Source organism: Dechloromonas hankyongensis (genome assembly GCF_022012295.1).
GTDB lineage: Bacteria > Pseudomonadota > Gammaproteobacteria > Burkholderiales > Rhodocyclaceae > Azonexus > Azonexus hankyongensis.
This window is the reverse complement of record NZ_JAKLTN010000001.1, coordinates 1,629,591-1,647,744: the sequence shown is the minus strand read 5'-3', so window position 1 is coordinate 1,647,744 and position 18,154 is coordinate 1,629,591. Positions and strand designations below refer to the sequence as shown.

At 64.7% G+C, this 18,154-nt stretch carries 18 protein-coding genes; 6 read left to right on the top strand and 12 right to left on the bottom strand.

The window, feature by feature from the left end; translation table 11 throughout:
- The first annotated feature begins 66 nt into the window (after window positions 1–66).
- Genes nifV through nifM form a run of 6 tightly spaced genes read left to right on the top strand, consistent with a single transcriptional unit; the run spans window position 67 to window position 4,211 of the window.
- Window positions 67–1,203, top strand: a complete 1,137-nt coding sequence (nifV, locus tag LZ012_RS07845) for a homocitrate synthase (RefSeq protein ID WP_275709318.1) — start codon at window positions 67–69, stop codon at window positions 1,201–1,203.
- The gene (gene cysE / locus LZ012_RS07840) at window positions 1,196–2,005 is read left to right on the top strand and encodes a serine O-acetyltransferase (protein ID WP_275709316.1); all 810 of its coding nucleotides are present in this window, start codon (window positions 1,196–1,198) and stop codon (window positions 2,003–2,005) included. Before nifV ends, cysE begins: the two co-directional genes overlap by 8 nt.
- The gene (locus LZ012_RS07835) at window positions 1,989–2,546 is read left to right on the top strand and encodes a hypothetical protein (RefSeq protein ID WP_275709314.1); all 558 of its coding nucleotides are present in this window, start codon (window positions 1,989–1,991) and stop codon (window positions 2,544–2,546) included. The genes cysE and LZ012_RS07835 overlap by 17 nt, the downstream gene beginning before the upstream one ends.
- 9 nt (window positions 2,547–2,555) lie before the next feature.
- Entirely contained in the window at window positions 2,556–2,900 is a 345-nt protein-coding gene (gene nifW, locus LZ012_RS07830; protein WP_275709312.1) for a nitrogenase-stabilizing/protective protein NifW, read from the top strand.
- On the top strand, window positions 2,897–3,355 hold the full coding sequence (locus tag LZ012_RS07825; protein ID WP_275709310.1) for a nitrogen fixation protein NifZ: 459 nt from the start codon (window positions 2,897–2,899) through the stop codon (window positions 3,353–3,355). Before nifW ends, LZ012_RS07825 begins: the two co-directional genes overlap by 4 nt.
- 4 nt (window positions 3,356–3,359) lie before the next feature.
- A complete protein-coding gene (gene nifM, locus LZ012_RS07820) occupies window positions 3,360–4,211 on the top strand; it encodes a nitrogen fixation protein NifM (RefSeq protein ID WP_275709307.1) in 852 nt (283 codons plus the stop codon).
- Between the two features lie 71 nt (window positions 4,212–4,282).
- Here nifM and LZ012_RS07815 read toward each other — a convergent pair whose 3' ends face one another.
- From LZ012_RS07815 to LZ012_RS07760, 12 genes are all read right to left on the bottom strand, one after another.
- Window positions 4,283–5,599, bottom strand: coding sequence for a DUF1329 domain-containing protein (locus tag LZ012_RS07815; protein ID WP_275709305.1), 1,317 nt, complete (start codon window positions 5,597–5,599; stop codon window positions 4,283–4,285).
- Between the two features lie 22 nt (window positions 5,600–5,621).
- Window positions 5,622–7,571, bottom strand: coding sequence for a DUF1302 family protein (locus LZ012_RS07810; RefSeq protein WP_275709304.1), 1,950 nt, complete (start codon window positions 7,569–7,571; stop codon window positions 5,622–5,624).
- Between the two features lie 78 nt (window positions 7,572–7,649).
- A complete protein-coding gene (locus LZ012_RS07805) occupies window positions 7,650–10,040 on the bottom strand; it encodes an efflux RND transporter permease subunit (protein ID WP_275709302.1) in 2,391 nt (796 codons plus the stop codon).
- Between the two features lie 20 nt (window positions 10,041–10,060).
- On the bottom strand, window positions 10,061–11,026 hold the full coding sequence (locus LZ012_RS07800) for a WD40/YVTN/BNR-like repeat-containing protein (RefSeq protein ID WP_275709300.1): 966 nt from the start codon (window positions 11,024–11,026) through the stop codon (window positions 10,061–10,063).
- Between the two features lie 251 nt (window positions 11,027–11,277).
- Window positions 11,278–11,469 carry a 2-hydroxymuconate tautomerase gene (locus LZ012_RS07795; RefSeq protein ID WP_275709298.1) on the bottom strand — a complete coding sequence of 64 codons (192 nt, stop codon included), beginning with the start codon at window positions 11,467–11,469 and terminating at the stop codon, window positions 11,278–11,280.
- 10 nt (window positions 11,470–11,479) lie between these two features.
- Window positions 11,480–12,268 carry a 2-oxo-3-hexenedioate decarboxylase gene (dmpH, locus tag LZ012_RS07790; protein WP_275709296.1) on the bottom strand — a complete coding sequence of 263 codons (789 nt, stop codon included), beginning with the start codon at window positions 12,266–12,268 and terminating at the stop codon, window positions 11,480–11,482.
- Entirely contained in the window at window positions 12,268–13,296 is a 1,029-nt protein-coding gene (gene dmpG / locus LZ012_RS07785) for a 4-hydroxy-2-oxovalerate aldolase (protein ID WP_275709294.1), read from the bottom strand. The genes dmpH and dmpG overlap by 1 nt, the downstream gene beginning before the upstream one ends.
- An 18-nt stretch (window positions 13,297–13,314) precedes the next feature.
- Window positions 13,315–14,229, bottom strand: coding sequence for an acetaldehyde dehydrogenase (acetylating) (locus LZ012_RS07780; RefSeq protein WP_275709291.1), 915 nt, complete (start codon window positions 14,227–14,229; stop codon window positions 13,315–13,317).
- Between the two features lie 22 nt (window positions 14,230–14,251).
- Complete coding sequence (locus tag LZ012_RS07775; RefSeq protein WP_275709289.1) at window positions 14,252–15,046, bottom strand: SDR family NAD(P)-dependent oxidoreductase; 795 nt, start codon at window positions 15,044–15,046, stop codon at window positions 14,252–14,254.
- A 10-nt stretch (window positions 15,047–15,056) separates the two neighbouring features.
- Window positions 15,057–15,839 carry a 2-oxopent-4-enoate hydratase gene (dmpE, locus tag LZ012_RS07770; RefSeq protein ID WP_275709287.1) on the bottom strand — a complete coding sequence of 261 codons (783 nt, stop codon included), beginning with the start codon at window positions 15,837–15,839 and terminating at the stop codon, window positions 15,057–15,059.
- 17 nt (window positions 15,840–15,856) lie between these two features.
- Window positions 15,857–16,681, bottom strand: a complete 825-nt coding sequence (locus LZ012_RS07765) for an alpha/beta fold hydrolase (protein ID WP_275709285.1) — start codon at window positions 16,679–16,681, stop codon at window positions 15,857–15,859.
- 11 nt (window positions 16,682–16,692) lie between these two features.
- Window positions 16,693–18,147, bottom strand: coding sequence for a 2-hydroxymuconic semialdehyde dehydrogenase (locus tag LZ012_RS07760; protein ID WP_275709283.1), 1,455 nt, complete (start codon window positions 18,145–18,147; stop codon window positions 16,693–16,695).
- Between the last annotated feature and the right edge of the window lie 7 nt (window positions 18,148–18,154).

Sequence of the window (18,154 nt, the reverse complement as noted above, 5' to 3'; positions counted from 1 at the left end):
CACACAACAATTCAATAACTTGAAGTCTGGCACCACCCTTGCTACGGAAACAGCAAGGAGATTGCCATGACCCAGTCTTTCATCACCATCAACGACACCACCCTGCGCGACGGCGAACAATCGGCCGGCGTGGCGTTTTCGTTGGATGAAAAGCTGGACATCGCCCGCCAACTCGCCGCCATCGGCGTGCCGGAACTGGAAGTCGGCATCCCGGCCATGGGCGACGAGGAACGCGAATCGATCCGCGCCGTGGCCAATCTCAAGCTGGCGCCGCGCCTGATGGTGTGGAGCCGCATGCACCCGGCCGACATCGCCGCCTGCGCCGGTCTCGGCGCCCACCTGATCGACATCTCGGTGCCCGCCTCCGACCAGCACCTGGCCTACAAGCTGAAGCAGGACCGCGCCTGGCTGCTGCGCGAATTGCCCAAGTACATCGGCGCCGCGCTGTCCCTCGGCCTCGAAGTCGGCCTTGGCTGCGAGGACGCCTCGCGCGCTGACATGGATTTCCTGTGCGCCCTGGCCGAAACCGCCGAACGGGCCGGCGCCCGCCGCCTGCGCTTCGCCGACACGCTGGGCATCCTCGAACCCTTCGGCACCTACGACAAAATTTCCACCCTGTGCCGGCGCAGCGGCCTGGAAATCGAGATGCACGCCCACGACGACATGGGGCTGGCCACCGCCAACACGCTGGCCGCCTGCAAGGCCGGCGCGACACACGTCAATACTACGGTCAACGGGCTGGGCGAACGGGCCGGCAATGCGCCGCTGGAAGAAGTGGTGCTCGGCCTGAACAAGCTGCACGGCATCGCCACCGGCATCGACCTCAAGGGTTTCCCGTCGCTGTCGGCCAAGGTGGCCAGCGCTTCCGGCCGCGCCATTCCGTGGCAAAAGAGCGTCGTCGGCGCCGGTGCCTTCACGCACGAGGCCGGCATCCACGTCGATGGCCTGTTGAAGCACCCGGACAACTACCAGGGTTTCGACCCGCGCGAGGTCGGTCAGGCGCACCGCATCGTCCTCGGCAAGCATTCGGGAACGCGTGCCGTGCAGGTCGTCTATGCCGGGCTCGGCATCGAACTCGGCGACAGCGAGGCGCAGGCCATGCTGCCCCACGTCCGCGCCTTCGTGGCCGAACACAAGCACCCTCCCGAAGTGTCCGACCTGCGCGACCTTCTGGCTTCGTTGCGGAGCCATCACCATGCCTGAAGCGATGACCATGAGCGCCCCCGTGCCGCCCTCACCGACAGCCCCCGACCTGTGGGCCACCCTCAAGGAGGACCTGGCCTGCGTCTTCCAGCGCGACCCGGCAGCCCGCTCGACCCTGGAGGTGCTGACCACCTACCCCGGCGTCCATGCCATCCTCACCCATCGCCTGGCGCATCGCCTGTGGCAGTCCGGCTGGTGCTTCCCGGCCCGCTTCCTGTCCTTCCTCGGGCGCACGCTGACCAATGTCGACATCCACCCCGGCGCCACCATCGGCCGCCGCTTCTTCATCGATCACGGCGCCTGCGTGGTGATCGGCGAAACGGCCGAGATCGGCGACGACGTCACGCTCTACCACGGCGTCACGCTGGGCGGCACCTCATGGAACAAGGGCAAGCGCCACCCGACCCTGGCCGACGGCGTGGTCGTCGGGGCTGGTGCCAAGATACTCGGCCCGATCAGCATCGGCGCGCGCGTGCGCGTCGGCGCCAATTCGGTCGTCGTCAAGGATGTGCCGGCCGACCGGACCGTCGTCGGGGTTCCCGGCCGGATCGTCGACACCCGGGTCGGCCCGGCACGCCTCACCGACGGCATCGATCTCGACCACAACGTGATGCCCGACCCGGTGGCCAAGTCCATCGCCTGCCTGATCGAACGCATCGAGACGCTGGAAAAGGAACTGGCCGAACTGCGCCACGAACCGCCGCCGACCGAGCACAGCGGCGAATGCCGCACCTGTTCGGCCGGCGACCTGTGCTGCGAGACAGACGCAATGCACGAAGCCATGCATGAGGCGATGCACTGACATGGACCTGCTCGACTTCTCCGACTGCAAACTCTACTTCGAAGACGCCCTGCCCGCCGAAGCCGAGCTGCTGATCGCCCAGGCGGCCAGCGACTACGGCGACCCGGCGGCCGAACTGGCCCTGTTGCGCGCCAACCTGCTGGCGCCCGAGCACCTGACCGTGCTGGTCAGCCTGTACCGCTACTACTTCTACCAGCACCGCCTCGACGAGGTGCTGATCGTCGCCGAGCACGCCAAGCGCGTTTCCGCCCGCCACCTCGGCATCCCCAACGACTGGCGGCAGATCGACGAGACCCAGCTCGGCTCGGCCGCCGCCACCTCCTTCGGCCTGCTCCGCTTCTACCTGCTGGCGTTGAAAGCCGAAAGCATCGTCCTGCTCCGCCTCGGCCGCATCGCCGAATCGCGCGACCGGCTGAACAAGCTGGCCGCACTGGACAGCCGCGACCATCTCGGGGCGGCCAAGCTGCTCGAAGTAGTCGACGAGTTTCAAACCGAAAACACGCCGGCCGCCACCCCATCCATCACCCTTGCCATCGCCTGAGGAGGCACCATGGAAGACATCGCCCTGACCCTCGAAGAAGCCATGGAAGAACTGGTTTCGGCCGAGGACTTTCTCGAATATTTCGAAGTCCCCTACGAGCCCTCTGTCGTCCATGTGAACCGCCTGCACATCCTGCAGCGCTTCCACGACTACCTGGCCAAGCAGGCACCCAACCTGCCGCCGCAGGAAGACCAGCAGCGCGGCATCTACCGCCTGTGGCTGGAGCGCGCCTACCAGGATTTCGTCGAATCGAACTCGATCAAGGAAAAGGTCTTCGCCGTCTTCCAGAACCAGGCCCAGCCGGGCGGCGGCTTCAGCTCCTTCGTGTCGCTCGACAAGGTGTTCCGCGCATGATGAACGCCCGCTGGGAGTACGGCGAGGCGGTGCGACTCACTCGCAACGTCCGCAACGACGGCACCTATCCCGGCCTCGATCCGGGTGCCTTCCTCGTCCGCCGGGGCAGCGTCGGCTATGTCGTCGATGTCGGCACCTTCCTGCAGGACCAGGTCATCTACTCGGTCAATTTCCTCGACGAGGGCAAGATCGTCGGTTGCCGCGAGGAAGAACTGATCGGCGCCGAAGAGGAATGGACGCCGTCGAAATTCGAATTCCGCGAAAAGGTGCGCGCCGCCAAACAGCTGGCCGTCGGCGGCGAGGTGCTGGTTGAGCTGGGCGCCGTCGGCGAGGTGATCAAGGTCATTCGCGATGCGCCGGGCGGCGTCGCCTATCACATCCACTTCGACAGCCTGCCCGGCCGCGTCCTGCAGATACCGGAAGCCGCCCTCGCCGCGGCCGAGGCCCGGGAGTGAAGCCATGCAAGCACTCGGCTATCTCGAACTGAAACTGTCCTGGGAGCTGTTCCAGAAAGGCCCCGAGGCGCTGAGCGAACCGGAACGCCATCGGCTCGACGGCGTGGCGCGCAAGCAGGACAGCATCGAGCAGAGCATCCTGGCCAGTGCCGCCGCAGCCAACGTGGTCGTGCCGGCCGCCACGCTGGCCAACCGCATTGGCGAAATTCGCCAGCGCTACCCGGCGCAGGACGAATTCGCCCACGACCTCGAACGCAGCGGGCTGACGATGGCCGACCTGGAACAAGCCGTCGAGCGCGACCTGCGCGTCGAAGCCGTGCTGGAGAAGGTCGCTTCGGCCGTTCCCGCCGTCAGCCTGGTCGATGCCGAAATCTACTACCGCCTGCATCCGGAGGCCTTCGACCGCCCGGAAGCCCGCCGCCTGCGCCACATCCTGATCACCTTCAACAACGACAGTGAAAAGGAAAAGGCGCTGCTCACGCTGGAAGGCCTGCGCAGCAAGCTCAAGGACCCGGAAGCCTTCGCCGCCGCCGCCCTGCGCGACTCGCAGTGCCCGACGGCGATGGAAGGCGGCATGCTCGGCGTGGTCAAACACGAGCAGTTGTACGCCGCGCTGGAGCCGGCCGCCTTCGCGCTGAACGTTGGGGAGATCAGCGCCGTACTCGAATCCCCCATCGGCCTCCACATCATCCGCTGCGACGAAATCCTGCCCAACGGCATGCTGCCCTTTGCCGAGGTCGGCGCGCGCATCGTCGAACGCCTGACCGACAAGCGCCGCCGCGAAGCGCAGCGCGACTGGATCAAGGCCCAGGTTGGCAAAAACCTGGGCAAAAAAAAGGAGGCCGAAGCCTCCTGAAAGGTGGGTAGAGCTCAACGCAGTAAGCCCCCCGACCGCAGAGACACCCCATAGGGTGCAGGAAAGAAAGATCAGTCGCCGCCGCGCAGGTTCTGCACCTGGAACAGTCCCGGCGGGTTCTTCTTCGGATCGACCTGGCCCTTGAACTGGCCGGTGGTGCAGTGCTTGGACTGCAGGTCGACCATCGAGAAGGCATCGTCGATACCGATACCCGAGCCCTTGTTGACCGGCAGATGCTGATCGGGGTGCGACTTGCCGACCATGAACACCTTCCACAGCTCGCCCTTGCGGTCGTAGATCTCGTTGGCGCCGTTCAGGTTCTGCAGCTGGGTATCCATGTAGAAGACACGCTTGCTGACCGGGTGGTTGGTATTGACCGGGGCGGCTTCGAGGACATAGACCTTGCGCAGCTGCCAGGTGCCTTCGTGGAAGCACTTGCCCTGGCCGGCGAAATCGACGTACTTGTAGCCGTCGGCTTCGGCCGGCATGTCGGACGCCAGCTTCAGTTCGTTGTGGTTCCACATCGGCAGCAGGATGTTCTTGGTGCCCTTGTAGGTCCAGTGCATGTCGGAGACGCGGCCGTTGTAGCCTTCGAAGTCCTCGATCATCAGGTCGGAGCCGAGGAAGGCGTCGGTCACCTGGCCTTGCGCCAGGCGACGAACGCGACGTTGGAAGCCGAGGTAGAGGTAGGCGTCGTCCAGCTTGGCGTCATCCTCGAAACGCTGAATCAGCAGCTGGGTGTTCTTCAGGTCGTTCGGCTCGTGCGCCTTGGTGTAGATGGCGCGGAAGATGCCCGACGGGTTCGGGGTGAATTCCGGGATCGGCGCATCCTTGGTCCGGTGCATGAAGTTCAGGAAGTGGAAGTCCCACTTCAGGGTCTTTTCCACCTGGCCGGTCTGCATGTTGCGGTACTTCCAGTAGAACGGCGAAATGATCGCGCCGTCGCCCCAGTTCACACCGTACTTGTAGTTCCAGGCCAGCTTCTCGCCGGCACGCTGGTCCTTGGCGTCCGGCTCTTCCGGGAAGGGACGGCCGGCGACGTAGCCGGTGATCATCTCGCCGGCCTTGGCGCCGAGCTTGGTCTTGTTCAGGTTGGCCTTGGTGGCGTCGATGTAGTTCTTGTTGATGGCGAACTGGGTCGTCGCGCCGACCTTCATTTCGAACAGGCCTTCCTTGATCAGCTTGTACACGCCGGCGCCGAGCACTTCCTTGAACTGGTCGACGTTGGCCTTGTTGATCACGGTGCCCGCGGTCAGCCCGGGGAAGCTCGGCATGCCGGCCTTGTACGGGTTGAACGAGTTTTCCACATCGGCATCGGTCGCGGCCTGCGCCACGCCCACCACACCGGCTGCCATCATGGGCAGCAGGGCAATCAGATGCTTTTTCATACGCTATGTCTCCTCTGTTGGATCAGAACTTGTAGTTGATGCGAAGGAAGATGTCGTTTTCCTTGAAGGCGGCGCCGATCGGGCCGGCGCGGAAGCGGCCGAGCGGTTCCATGCCGCCGAAGCCGCGCGAATACGGGGTATTCGGGTTGGCGTCGCCGGCCGGAGCGGTAAAGGGAGCGAACGGATTACAGGCGCGGCAGTCGTCGAACTTCCAGTGATCGCGGCCGTCGGCCAGCTTGTAGTTGGCGCCGATGGTGATCTTCAGGTCGTTGGTGTAGTTCCACTCCACCTGCGGGGCGATGGCCGTGGCCTGGGCGCGGAAGTCATGCGCCAGGATCAGTTGCGGGCTGACCGAGCCGTTCTTCAGGAAGCCCTTGATCAGCAGGGTGCCGATGAAGTTGTTTTCCCAGTCCGGCATGCCGACCGGGCCGTACTGCTCCTGCTTCCACTCGTGCTGGAAGATGTGCTGGTAGAACAGCTGGGCCGAGATCAGCGTCGCGGAGGTTTCGCTGATGAAGGGGATGAAGGTCGGACGGTCGACACCGATGACGGCGCGGAACACGTCGTTCTTCGAATAGAGCTGCTCACGCATGGTATTGGCGAATTCCTCGCCCTGCGTATAGGCCGCTTCCATGCGCACCGCTGCACCGGCCGCCGGGATCTGGAAGTCCATCGAGCCGCCGACCAGATTGACGCGCGGGAATTCCATGTCGAAGGAGATCAGGTAGGGCCAGGCGTTCTGCTGTGCGCCGGTGAAGGAGTTGGTGGCGCGCTTGCCGCCATGCAGCGACGGCAGTTGCGAACGGTAGGTCAGGGCGTTCAGCGAGAAGGACAGGCCGCCCATGGTCACGCCTTCGTACTTGGCGCCCAACTGGGTGTTGGAAATGCTCCAGTCCGGCAGGTTCACGTCCTTCAGGCCGATCTGGCCCGGACCGAAGTTGGTGGCGAGCAGTGTTCCCGGCGCGATGTTGGCGAAGTTGGCCACCGTGCCGCCGTTGTCCCACAGGTTGGCCATGCCGCGGAAGAAGCAGCCGGCGTCGAGGATCACGTTCGGCGTGCCGCACTGCCCCAGGTTGTTCGGACGGAACTTGTCGAAGTTCCAGACGATCTGGAAGTTGCGGTCCTGCATCCAGTCGCTGGCGCCCATGCGGTATTCGGCCTGGGCGATCCACATCGGGATGCGGATGTCGGACAGTTCGTCGTAGATGTTGTTGCGCGAGAAATCGACCGGGTTGATCACGTCGAGGACGCGGAACAGGTCGGTACGGCCCCACACCACCTGCTGCTTACCGACCTTGACGAACAGTTCCTTGCCGTCGCCGAGGCCGAAAGTCTTCTTGGCGTACAGCTCGCGGATGAAGTCGAGGCGGTCGTTGAACTCGGGCATTTCCAGTTCGGACAGCGTCTTGTTGCCGTAGCCGCCGAAGTCGCGGCAGCCGCGGCTATCCACGTCACAGGGGCGAACCGGTACGGCGAAGCCGACGCCGCCGTCAGTGCCATGCCAGCGGTCGCCGAGGACGCGCAGGCCGGTGTTGGGATTGTTCGGATAGCTCGCCGGGAACTGGGCCAGACCACCCAGCGCCGTATTGAACGGCGGGGCCGGCGGGGCGCCGACACCCCAGGGCACCGTCACTTGGTTGCCGTTGACGGTCGATTGCGAGGTGATAGCCCCGCCCGCATCGTTGCCGTACTCCTTGCTGTTCATGCGATACACGCCGTCCCAGCTGCCGCGCAGGATGCCGTGGATACCCCAGCCGTTGCCGGCGCGCTTGTCGAACTCGGCCTGCATGGTGTTGCGGAACTTGGCCAGCCCGGTGTGCTCGCGCTTGACGGTGTGGTTTTCGTAGGTCAGATCGACCTGCCAGGGCGAGGAATCCTCGCCCAGCGAGGGAAGTTCGCTGCCCCACGCCTGCGTTGCGATGCTGCCAATCAGCACCGCCGCCAGCAGCGACAGACGCCTTCCCGTATTCAAGTTTGTCTCCATGGATTTACCCCCAATGGTGTTGTCGGAAAAATGCTTGCTGTTCCCCCCGGTCGGGCCGGAGTGTTGTTAATCGTTCTCGAGCACCCCGTCCTCGTCGTAGTGGATGGCGGTCACGAACTGCGGCTTGAAGACCACGCACCACGACGGCACGATCAGCACGGCGGCGATCGCATTGACGATGAGCATGAAAGAAAGGAGGACGGCGGCATCCGACTGGAAGCGCAGATCGGACATGAATATCCACATCACGACGCCGGCGATCAGCGTCACGGCGGTAAAGCTGACGGCGTAGCCGGTGGTCGCCACAGCGTTGATGACGGCCTGCTTGATGTCGCGCAACGCGGCGAATTCCTCGCGGATGCGGTCCATGAAATAGACCGCGTAGTCGATGCCGACCCCGACGCCGACGGCGATGACCGGCACGGTGTTCACGTTGATGCCGATGTTGAGCGCCCCCATGTAGGCGTAGGTCATCAGCGTCGAGAACAGCATGGGCAGGATCATCAGCCAGCCGGCGTGCAGCGAGCTGTAATAGACCATGACGATGACGAAGGCGAGGATCATGACCGCCGGGATGATGATCATGTGGTCGGTGTGCAGCGCCTGGTTGCCGGCCGCCGTGACGCCGATGATGCCGCCGCCCAGCTCGACGTGCAGGCCGGGCACTTCCTTCTCGATCTGCTTGATGCCCTCCTCGGCCAGCGCGACGATGCGGTTGATGGTGTCGGCCTGGTGGTCCTTGTAATAGAACACCATGTCGGCCTCGTTTTCGTCCGGCGTGATGAACTCCTTCAGGGCGCCGGGAATCGGGCTGGAGGCCATGTAGGCGAACATCAGACCGCCGATTTCGTCGGCCGCGTCGGGCAGCTGCATCCAGCGCGGGTCGTCGTTGTGGGTCAGCTTGTTGACCACGCGCACCACCCCCGGCAGCGCCTTGGTGCCGCCCAGTTGCGGGTCGGACAGCATGTGCGCCTGGAAGCGTTCGATGGCGGCCATCACCTCGGGACGCTTGATGCCGCCCTTGTCGTCGGTACGGGCCACGACGTGCAGTTCCTCGGAACCCGGGAAGCGCGTGTTGATCGCCTTGGTCGAGATGTTGTAGTCGTGGTCGCGGTGGAGCAGCGGCGAGCCGGGCTCGGACTCGCCGAGCTGCACCTTGCCGACCAGGTAGGCGCCGCCGATGGCGCCGATCAGGGTCAGGATCAGGATGGAGCGCGCCCCGCCGTCGGTGCCGCCGGTCAGCGCCATGGCCTTGGCCAGGAAGTTGCGCACGCCCTCGTTGCCGTTGGCGTGTTCCTTCGGCGCCGGCAGCACGGTCAGCGCCAGCGGCACCATGAAGTGCACCGTGAAGATGACCGAGAAGCCCCAGAAGCCGGCGGCCAGGCCGAGCTTGTGGTTGAACGGCGCGGCACCGAGCACCAGCACGGCGATGCCGACCGCGTCGACGATGATGGCCAGCGAACCGGGACGGAACAGGGCATCCAGCGCATTGCGTGCTGCCTTCTTGCCGTCATGGACGATGGCCAGTTCCTCGTAATAGCGCACCACCAGCTGCACGCCGTGCGACGTGGCGCGGGCGGCGATCAGGAAGGGGATGGGCAGCGACAGCGGTTCCAGGTTGATGCCCATGGCCGCCATGAAACCGAGGCCCCAGATCGACGACAGCGCGATACCGAGCAGCGGCAGGGCGATACCGTAGAAGCGGCGGAAATAGACGATGAGCAGCGTCGCCAGCAGGGCCAGCGTGTAGGCCATGATCTCGACGATCTGGTTCAGGTAGGTATAGACCCAGCCGGTGAGCACCGGATTGCCGGTGACGTAGATCTGGTGCCCCGGCTTGGCCAGCGCCTTGCGCACTTCCTGCAGGGCGGCGAAGGTGGCCGGGTAGTCGATGTCGCCTTCGTTGAGCTGGGCCTTGATCAGCGCCGCCTTCATGTCCGGCGAGACGAGCAGGCCGTAGATGGTCGGGTTGGCGATGACGTCCTTCTTCAGCTGCTCCAGTTCGGCCACGGTGCGCGTCGGCTTGAGCGGGTCGTAGTAGGACTCGGAGGCGAAGCCGCCCTGGTCGTCGAGGAAGACCTTGCGTGCCGTGCGGTGGGTCAGGCTGGTGACCAGGTTGTGGTTCACGCCGGGCAGGTTGTCGATGCCCTGGGTCGCCTCGTGGATCAGCTTCAGGGTGTCGTCGTTGAAGATGGTGCCCTGCTCCACCTCGATCGACATGACGAGCATGTTGGCGCCGCCGAAGTTCTCCTTCAGGCGGTTGTAGACCTTGATGTAGCCGTGGTTCTGCGGCAGCAGGTCGGAAAAATCGGTAAACACGCGCAGCTTGGGCAGCGCGATGCCGAACAGCAGCGTCACCGCGAGGACCAGCGACAGCACGATCTTCGGGTTGCGGAAAATCCACTCCTCGCCCTGATGCAGGCGATGGGTAATGGAATGACGAATTTGACTGACCATGGTGTTGCTCGCTCCCGAATCTATTTGTTGGTCGCCGTGCCGACGGCGCGCAGCAGGCCGCCGGGGCCGCCGATGACGACCGCCGCCTGGCCGGGCAGGGATGCACCGCCGCCGAGGAACATCGGCAGCGGATCGGGATAGGGGACGTTGCGCCAGCTGTCGCCGTCGAGACGGGCGACGATGCCGCCGTTGCCGGCGCCGTAGGGCACGCCGTCATGCACGAACAGGCGGTTCAGCGCGGCCTGCGTGGCATTGACCTGCTTGTGCCAGGTCTGGCCGCCGTCGCGGGTGTGCAGCATCTGGCCGGCAATGCCGCTCACCCAGCCTTCGCGGGCGTCGCGGAACAGCGCGGCGTAGGGATAGAAGTCGCCGGGAATCTTCGGACCCTTCTTCCAGTTCGCGCCGCCGTCGTCGGACATCACGGTCAGGCCGAATTCGCCCACCGCGACGACGCGTTTGGCGTCGACGAACTGCAGGGCGGTGATCTGGGTATCCTCGCCGAGATCGGTTACCTGCCAGGTCTTGCCTTTGTCGGCGCTGCCGGCGATCACGGCATTGGTGCCGGCCACCCACCAGCCGCCCTGCGGGCTGCAGGTCACGGCCAGCGGCGTGCGCGGCTGCTCGAGCTGGACCGACTGCCAGTTCTTGCCTTCGGCGTCGGCCGACCACACCTTGTGGTAATGGTCGATGGCGACGAAAGTCTTGTCGGCACACACCGCGATGTCGACCAGCGACGTCTGGCCGAGCGGCTGACGTTGCCAGGTCGCGCCCTGATCGCGGGAAAGCAGCGCCACCCCGCTCTGGGTGCCGACCACGATAACCTGGCCGTTGCCGGCGATGGCCTGGCTGATGTCGTAACGCTTGACCGAACGCTCGCGTTCGGCGGCAATGCCCGACATGTCAGGCGCTTGCGTGCAGGCCGACAGCAGCAGGCCGGCGATTGCGGCACCGAGCGGCCAGTGTCGTGCGGCAGATATCCGCCCCATATAACCTCCTCCTTACTGGGCGGCCGTTGTTGCGGCCCGCCCGTGATTTGCTCCGTCTCCTGCTTTATTCCGGGATTTCTAGGCTTCCCGTGAATCGCAGAAAATCTCGATATTTTTTTATTGATCGAATAATGGCCGACATCGGCCAATACCGTCCAATACCATTTGCTCGTTACTCCGATACCTGTCGGGTATCAACCCAGAATCGGCAGATGGGTCGGGGCTTGCGCCCCGCCCTTTATGCCGAATTGCTAGCGACCGAGGTCCTTGGCGGTCTTGCCGCCAATGCCCCACTGCGCCTTGGGTACGTCCTGTATCCACACCCGGGTGTTTTCCAGCGGCGCGCCGAGCGCCTCGGCCATGGCGGCGCTGACCTTCTCGATAAGCACCTTTTTCTGCTCATCGCTGCGGCCTTCGATCAGGTAGATTTGGGCGAAAGGCATGGCCGCTCCCTCAGGCGAACTTGAGACTGACGCTACCCAGGGACTGGATGCGCAGATTGACGTGATCGCCCGCCTCGACGGACACCGCTTCAGTGACGCCGCCGGACAGGATCATGGTGCCGGCCGGGATTTCCTCGCCGAGCTCGCCCAGATGGTTGGCCAGCATGGCGATGGCCGCCGCCGGATGGCCGAGCACGGCGGCGCCGGCGCCGATGGCGACGGTCTGGCCGTTCTTCTCCATGACCACGCCCAGGGTGCGCAGATCGAGGTCGGCGACCGGCACCGCCATGCCGCCCAGTACATAGCGCGAGGACGAGCAGTTGTCGGCGATGACGCTCTTCAGGTCGAACTTGAAATCGCGATAGCGCGAGTCGATGACCTCGATGCCCGGCATCACGAAGTCGGTGGCGGCGAGCACGGCGCCGACATGGCAACCCGGCCCGCTGAGCGGCCGGTTCAGCACGAAGGCGATTTCCGGCTCGACCTTGGGGTGGATCAGTTCCTTGATCTTCACCTCGCCGCCATCCGGCACCGTGAAGTAGTCGACCAGGAAGCCGAAGCACGGCGTCTCAACGCCCATCTGCTTCATCTTGGCGCGCGAGGTCAGGCCGCATTTCAAGCCGACCACGCGGTTGCCGCGCGCCAGCTTGCGACGCAGGATTTCGTTCTGGATGGCGTAGGCGTCGTCCCAATCCATTTCCGGATGGGCATCGGTGATCTTGACGACATCGTGCGCCTGCAGTTCGGCGGTTTCGAGCAGCTCGGCGAGGCCGACGATGGTGTTCTGGTTGAGGTTCATTAGATCAATCCCCGTTCGCGTGCCATGGTGATGGCGGTGTCTTCAATCATGTCTTCCTGGCCGCCGACCATACCGCGACGGCCCAGTTCGACCAGGATGTCGCGCGCCGGCACGCCGTACTTGGCGCTGGCGCGCTTGGCGAAAAGCAGGAAGGAGCCATAGACCCCGGCGTAGCCCAGGGTCAGCGCATCGCGGTCGATGCGGATCGGGAAATCCATCATCGGGACGACGAGGTCTTCGGCGACGTCGGTGATCTTGGCAACATCGACCCCGGTCTCGATGCCCATCAGGCTGCACACGGCGATGAAGACTTCCATCGGCGTGTTGCCGGCCCCGGCACCCAAGCCGGCGGCTGCCGCATCGATGCGGTTGGCGCCGACTTCGATGGCGGCGATGGAGTTGGCGACGCCCATGGCCAGGTTGTGGTGGCCGTGGAAGCCGAGTTCGGTTTCCGGTTTCAGGGCTGCGCGGACGGCAGACAGACGTTCCTTGACGCCTTCCGGCAGCAGGTGGCCGGCCGAATCGGTGACGTAGATGCAGTTGGCCCCGTAGGACTCCATCAGCTTGGCCTGCTTGACCAGGCCGTCGGCACTGTTCATGTGGGCCATCATCAGGAAGCCGACGGTGTCCATGTCCAGCTTGCGGGCCATGGTGATGTGCTGCTCGGAGACGTCGGCTTCGGTGCAGTGGGTGGCGACGCGGATGGTGTGGACGCCGAGGTCTCTGGCCATCTTGAGGTGGTCGACGGTGCCGATGCCGGGGAGCAGCAGGGCGGAAACCTTGGCGTTCTTCATCCTGGGGATGACGGCGCCGAGGTATTCCTCGTCGGTGTGGGCCGGGAAGCCGTAGTTGACCGAGGAGCCGCCGAGGCCATCGCCGTGGGTGACTTCGATGAGCGGCACGCCGGCGGCGTCGAGTCCGGTGGCGATGCTGACCATCTGGTCGAGGGTCATCAGGTGGCGCTTGGGGTGCATGCCGTCGCGCAGCGTCATGTCATGGACGGTGACTTTTTTGCCTTTGAGGGTCATTTTGTTTTCTCCTATTCCTTAGGCTTGCACCGGGGCGAGCTTGAGCGTGCCCTTGAGCATTTCTTCGGCGAACATTTCGGCGGTGCGGGCACCGGCGGCGGTCATGATGTCGAGGTTGCCGGCGTAGGTGGGCAGGAAGTCGCCCAGACCGGTGACTTCCATGTAGACGGAGACGCGGTTGCCGTCGAAGACCGGGCCGTTGACCAGGCGGTAGCCGGGGACGTACTTCTGGACTTCCTTGATCATGGTGTGGATGGATTCGGTGATCTTTTCCTGATCCGGGGCGGTTTCGGTCAGGCAGTGCACGGTGTCGCGCATGACGAGCGGGGGTTCGGCCGGGTTGATGATGATGATGGCCTTGCCTTTTTTGGCACCGCCCACCTTTTCGACGGCACCGGCGGTGGTGCGGGTGAATTCATCGATGTTCTTGCGGGTGCCAGGGCCGGCGCTCTTCGAGGAGACTGTGGCGACGATTTCGCCGTAGGCAACCGGCTGGACGCGGGAAACCGCGGCAACCATCGGGATGGTGGCCTGGCCACCGCAGGTGACCATATTGACGTTCATTTCACGCCGACCGACGTGTTCCTTGAGGTTGACCGGCGGGACGCAGTAGGGGCCGATGGCGGCGGGCGTCAGGTCGATCATCAGGACGCCGAGGGCGTTGAGCTTGCGGGTGTTCTCGGCGTGGACATATGCCGAGGTGGCGTCGAAGGCGATCTGGATTTCGTCCTTCAACACATGCGGCAGGAAGCCGTCTACGCCGGTGGCGCAGGTCTTCAAGCCCATGTCGGCGGCCCGCTTGAGGCCTTCGGATTCAGGGTCGATACCGATCATCCATACCGGGTCGAGGACGGGGCTGCGCTTGAGCTTGTACAGCAGGTCGGTGCCGATGTTGCCGGGGCCGATCAGCGCGCATTTGATTTTTTGGGTCATGGGATTATTCCTTGTTGGGGTTTCAACAAATCGTGGACACGATGCCGCCTTCGACGCGCAGGGCGGCGCCGGTGGTCGCTGCCGCCCGCGCACTGCACACGTAGGCAACCAGCGCGGCGACTTCGGACGGATCGATCATTCGCTTGAGGATGGAAGTCGGCCGGCCTTCGGCGAAGAAGCGACGCTCCATTTCAGCCAGGCCAATACCGGATTCGGCGGCCAGCTTGCCGAAGAACTCGGCGACGCCTTCCGAGCGGGTCGGGCCGGGCAGCACGGCATTGACCGTGACGCCGGTGCCGGCGCAGCTTTGCGCCAGGCCGCGCGACACAGCGAGCTGGGCGGACTTGGTCATGCCGTAATGCACCATCTCGCCCGGGGTGTTGATGCCGGATTCGCTGGAGATGAAAACGATGCGCCCCCAGTTGGCAGCCTTCATGCCGGCGACGTAATGGCGCGAAACGCGGACGCCGCTCATCACGTTGGTATCGAAGAAGCGCTGCCATTCGCTGTCCGACGTGGCTTCGAAGGGCGACGGATCGAAAATGCCGAGGTTATTGACCAGGATGTCGGCCTGCGGATGGGCGGCGAACAAGGCTTCGCAGCCGGCCGCGTTTGACAGGTCGGCCGCGCAGCCCGCCACCAGGGCGCCCGGCACGGCGGCCTTCAGGCGCGCCACCGCGGCATCGACACCGGCCTGGCTGCGGCCGTTGATGACCACGCTGGCGCCTTCGCGGGCCAGTTCGCTGGCAATGGCGAAGCCGATGCCGGCGGTCGAACCGGTGACGACCGCTTTCTTGCCGGAAATCTGGAGGTCCATGGCGCGGTCCTTAAACGAAACGCACCGAGCAGCCGCCGATGCCGCCGATCGACACGCGCAGGCTGTCGCCGGCGGTGACCGGAAACAGCGGGGCGAGCGAACCGGACAGGATGACCTCGCCGGCCTTGAGCGGAATGCCCAGCTTGCCCAGGGTATTGGCCAGCCAGGCCACGGCGTTGATCGGCGAGCCGAGGGCGGCGGCGCCGGCGCCGGTGCCGATGATCTCGCCGTTCTTCTCGACCACCATGCCGCACATCGTCAGGTCCAGGCACTTCGGATCGACCAGGCGGTCGCCGAGGACGAAGACGCCGCACGAAGCGTTGTCGGCCACGGTGTCCTGGATCTTGATCTTCCAGTTCTCGATGCGCGAATCGACGATCTCGAAGCAGGCCATCACGCCTTCGGTGGCGGCCAGCACGTCGGCGTTGGTGACGCCGGGGCCCATCAGGTCCTTCTTCAGCACGAAGGCGATTTCACCCTCGGCCTTGGGCTGGATCAGGCTATCCATCGGGATCGACTCGCCCTCGTTGTACACCATGCCGTCGAGCAGGTAGCCGAAGTCGGGCTGATAGACGCCGAGCATGTCCATCACCACCTTGCTGGTGACGCCGATCTTCTTGCCGATGATCTTTTCGCCATTGGCCAGGCGGCGGGACAGCATCTGCTGCTGGATGTGATAGGCGTCCTCGATACTGATGTCGAAGCCGCGCGAAGTCAGCGGGCTGACCGTCTTGCGGGCGGCCAGCGCCTCGTAGAGTTCATCGCCCAGTTGCAGGATTTGTGCTTTTTCCATCGTGTTGTTTCCTCGGTTCAATCGGCCAGGAAGTGGCTGACGAGATGGTTGAAATCGGCGTTGTGCTCGATCTGCACCCAATGGCCACAACGGCCGAAGACGTGCAGTTGGGAATCCTCGATCCAGCGGTTCAGGGTCAGCGAATTGGCCAACGGAATGACCCGGTCGTCGCGGCCGTGGATGACCAGCGTCTTGTGCTTGATGGCTCGGATGTCTGCTTCGGCGCTGGCCATGGCATCGACCCAACGCTGGCGCGGGGCCGGGAACATGGCCGAGAACGACTCCTGGAAGCCGGGCCGGATACTGGCCTGGTAGCGCAGTTCGGCCAGCTCATCGGTGGCCAGACCACGGTCGTAGGCAAAGATGTCGAGCAGGCCGCGCATGGCTTGCAGCGACGGCTGGTAGCCCCACACCGCATCGAGTTCGGCGGTAATCGGGAACGGCACGCCGACGCTGCCCATCAGCACCAGCCGGCGCACGCGCTGCGGATGGCGGATGGCCAGGGCCAGCGCGATGGCGCCGCCGAAGGAATTGCCGATCAGGTCGGTTTGTTCGATACCCAGGGCGTCGAGCAAGCCGATGGCGTGATCGACCCAGCCATCGACACCGTACTCGATACCGGCCGGCCGCTCGGTGTAGCCAAAGCCGACCATGTCCGGCGCGATGGCACGGCAGGTCTTGGCCAGCTCCGGCAGCACCAGCCGCCAGTTGGCCCACGCCGTCACCCCCGGCCCCGAACCGTGGATGAGCAGCACCGGCGCCCCACTACCAACATCGTGGTAGTTGGTGGCGATGCCGCCCGCCACGATCTGGCGGCCGATTTCGGGAGAGTTTGCCGACATGCCGTGCCGCCTTACAGCTTGATGCAGACGTTCTTGAGTTCGGTGTAGAACTCGAGCGAATGCACGCCGCCTTCGCGGCCGATACCGGACTGCTTGGCACCGCCGAACGGCGTGCGCAGGTCGCGCAGGAACCAGCTGTTGACCCAGACCAGACCGGCTTCGATCTTGCCCGCGACGCGGTGCGCACGATTGACGTCCTGCGTGAACACCGAGGCGGCCAGACCGTAGGTGGTGTCGTTGGCGCGCTTGATCACTTCCTCTTCGCTGTCGAAGGGCATGATGGTCGTGCACGGTCCGAAGATTTCCTCGCGCACCACGGCGGCGTTGTCGTCGAGGCCGGTCCAGATGGTCGGCTGCACCCAGGCGCCGTTGGCCAGTTCGCCCGGCATGTCGGGAATGCCGCCGCCGGTGACCACCGTTGCGCCCTCCTCGACCGCCTTGGCGTAGTAGGACAGCACCTTGTCGCGGTGTTCCTGGCTGACCAGCGGCCCCATGTTGGCGCTCGGGTCGCTCGGCACGCCCAGCTTCAACTTCTCGGCGCCAGCCTTCAGCGCAGCGACGAAGGTCTCGAAGAACGGCCGCTCGACATAGACGCGCTCGGTGCCCAGGCAGACCTGGCCGCAGTTCGAGAAACAGGAACGCAGCGTGGCTTCGATGGCGACGTCGAGGTTGGCGTCGGCGAACACGATGGCCGGGTTCTTGCCGCCCATTTCCAGCGACACCGGGCGGGCGCCCTCTGCGGCGGCACGCATGATGGCGGCACCGGTACGCGTTTCGCCGGTGAAGGTGATGGCGTTGACGTTTTGGTTGGTGGTCAGGAATTCGCCGGCCGAGTTCGGGCCGAAGCCATGCACGACGTTATAGACGCCCTTGGGCACGCCGCAGGCGTTCATCACCTCGCCGAGCAGGGTGGCGGTTTGCGGGGTTTCTTCCGACGGCTTGACGACCACGGTGTTGCCGCAGGCCAGCGCCGGGCCTACCTTCCAGGTCATCAGCAGCAGTGGCAGGTTCCACGGACAGACGACGCCGACCACGCCGACCGGGCGGCGCATGGCGTAGTTGATGGCGCCCTTGCCGTCCGGGGTAGCCATTTCGAAGAATTCGGTCGGCGCGTTCTTGATCACGTCGGCGAAAATCTTGAAGTTGGCGGCGCCGCGCGGGATGTCGATATGCGAGGCGAGGCTCTTCGGCTTGCCGGTATCGGCGCATTCGGCTTCGAGGAATTCGTCGAAGCGGCGGTTGATCTCGTCGGCGACCTTGTTCAGGATGTCGGTGCGCTCGACCACGGTCATCCGGCCCCACGGGCCGTTCAGCGCCTCGTGCGCGGCCTTGACCGCGGCGTCGACCTCGGCCTTGCCGGCCTCGTGCACCATGCCGATCAGCGAGTTATCGAGCGGGGTACGCTTCTCGAACTGCTTGGCGGTTGAGATGAATTCGCCGTTAATGAAATTCAGGATCTGTTTCATGCTGTCC

Bases quoted from the DNA above. Each gene is read 5' to 3' on its own strand.
- LZ012_RS07775 (WP_275709289.1), bottom strand. From the start codon at position 15,046: ATGGACCTCCAGATTTCCGGCAAGAAAGCGGTCGTCACCGGTTCGACC.
- LZ012_RS07805 (WP_275709302.1), bottom strand. From the start codon at position 10,040: ATGGTCAGTCAAATTCGTCATTCCATTACCCATCGCCTGCATCAGGGC.
- LZ012_RS07760 (WP_275709283.1), bottom strand. From the start codon at position 18,147: ATGAAACAGATCCTGAATTTCATTAACGGCGAATTCATCTCAACCGCC.
- dmpE (WP_275709287.1), bottom strand. From the start codon at position 15,839: ATGGAAAAAGCACAAATCCTGCAACTGGGCGATGAACTCTACGAGGCG.
- LZ012_RS07795 (WP_275709298.1), bottom strand. From the start codon at position 11,469: ATGCCTTTCGCCCAAATCTACCTGATCGAAGGCCGCAGCGATGAGCAG.
- LZ012_RS07825 (WP_275709310.1), top strand. From the start codon at position 2,897: ATGATGAACGCCCGCTGGGAGTACGGCGAGGCGGTGCGACTCACTCGC.
- LZ012_RS07800 (WP_275709300.1), bottom strand. From the start codon at position 11,026: ATGGGGCGGATATCTGCCGCACGACACTGGCCGCTCGGTGCCGCAATC.
- LZ012_RS07815 (WP_275709305.1), bottom strand. From the start codon at position 5,599: ATGAAAAAGCATCTGATTGCCCTGCTGCCCATGATGGCAGCCGGTGTG.
- LZ012_RS07835 (WP_275709314.1), top strand. From the start codon at position 1,989: ATGAGGCGATGCACTGACATGGACCTGCTCGACTTCTCCGACTGCAAA.
- nifV (WP_275709318.1), top strand. From the start codon at position 67: ATGACCCAGTCTTTCATCACCATCAACGACACCACCCTGCGCGACGGC.
- LZ012_RS07780 (WP_275709291.1), bottom strand. From the start codon at position 14,229: ATGACCCAAAAAATCAAATGCGCGCTGATCGGCCCCGGCAACATCGGC.
- cysE (WP_275709316.1), top strand. From the start codon at position 1,196: ATGCCTGAAGCGATGACCATGAGCGCCCCCGTGCCGCCCTCACCGACA.
- nifM (WP_275709307.1), top strand. From the start codon at position 3,360: ATGCAAGCACTCGGCTATCTCGAACTGAAACTGTCCTGGGAGCTGTTC.
- dmpH (WP_275709296.1), bottom strand. From the start codon at position 12,268: ATGAACCTCAACCAGAACACCATCGTCGGCCTCGCCGAGCTGCTCGAA.
- dmpG (WP_275709294.1), bottom strand. From the start codon at position 13,296: ATGACCCTCAAAGGCAAAAAAGTCACCGTCCATGACATGACGCTGCGC.
- nifW (WP_275709312.1), top strand. From the start codon at position 2,556: ATGGAAGACATCGCCCTGACCCTCGAAGAAGCCATGGAAGAACTGGTT.
- LZ012_RS07765 (WP_275709285.1), bottom strand. From the start codon at position 16,681: ATGTCGGCAAACTCTCCCGAAATCGGCCGCCAGATCGTGGCGGGCGGC.